The 1,111-nt window shown below is 47.0% G+C and carries 2 protein-coding genes; both read right to left on the reverse strand.

The window, feature by feature from the left end; translation table 11 throughout:
* On the reverse strand, window positions 1-313 hold a 313-nt coding region (locus A3712_RS19640), incomplete at its 3' end, for a uroporphyrinogen-III synthase (RefSeq protein WP_197465872.1).
* 2 nt (window positions 314-315) lie between these two features.
* Window positions 316-1,111: hydroxymethylbilane synthase (gene hemC / locus A3712_RS19645; protein WP_063524727.1), on the reverse strand; the 796-nt coding region annotated here is incomplete at its 5' end.

Raw genomic sequence — 1,111 nt, forward strand, 5'->3', positions numbered from 1 at the left:
CTTGAGGATAGTTTACTTTTTGTTTACAGACTTTGCTTAAAACGTGCGCAGTTTTTTGACCAACGCCAAGATAAAGCGGCGAAGTGGGCCAAACAGACGAAGTTTTAGAAAGAATATTTTGAGCCGCGGTCACGGCATGATGGCTGACAGCGATGATGATATCGCTGTTATTAAGTTGGACGCTTAAGTTCGCCGAATCTGGATTGTCGATGATACGGATAAGCGGATGATGGATTGCTTGAACCCCTTCATCCGCTAGTTGTTGGCAAAGCGATTGTCCCTCTACACCGGGACGAGTTACCAACACTGTCATGATTATTCTTGGTCTGCGTATAGCTTGGTTAGGATTTCTCTCGCACCATCATCTAGCAGTTGATTAGCCAGAGTCACACCCAGCGCTTCTGCTTCTTCGCGAGGGCCAGATATCTCACCACGAATCATTTTAGAACCGTCTGGCTCACCAACCAATGCACGTAGCCAGATGTTATCGCCGTCTAGTAGAGAGTAACTACCGATAGGCACCTGACAACCGCCTTCTAGTGTTAAGTTCATTGCACGTTCGCACAAAACACGGTCTGCAGTATCTTTGTCGTTTAGGGGCTCAAGAAGCTTAATTAGGCGTTCATCATCAAGACGACATTCAATACCTACAGCGCCTTGGCCTACAGCTGGTAAAGATTGTTCTGGTTCGATAAAGCTACGGATACGATCTTCTAGTTTTAGACGCTTAAGACCAGCTGCCGCTAGAACGATTGCATCGTATTGACCGTCATCGAGTTTACCTAGACGAGTACCCACGTTGCCGCGCAGTTCTTTGATGATCAAATCAGGGCGGTATTCCAGTAACTGACACTGACGACGCAGGCTACATGTACCTACGACAGCACCTTGTGGCAGTTCATCAATGTTGTTGTATGTGTTTGATACGAATGCGTCACGAGGATCTTCACGTTCACAAATCGTCACGAGACCTAGACCTTCAGGGAAGTCGACTGGCACATCTTTCATTGAGTGAACCGCAAGGTCAGCACGACCTTCTAGCATTGCCACTTCAAGTTCTTTTACGAACAGACCTTTACCACCCACTTTAGCAAGTGGAGTGTCTAGGATG

The sequence above is a fragment of the Vibrio sp. HI00D65 genome, assembly GCF_001635455.1.
In the GTDB taxonomy this organism is placed as follows: domain Bacteria; phylum Pseudomonadota; class Gammaproteobacteria; order Enterobacterales; family Vibrionaceae; genus Vibrio.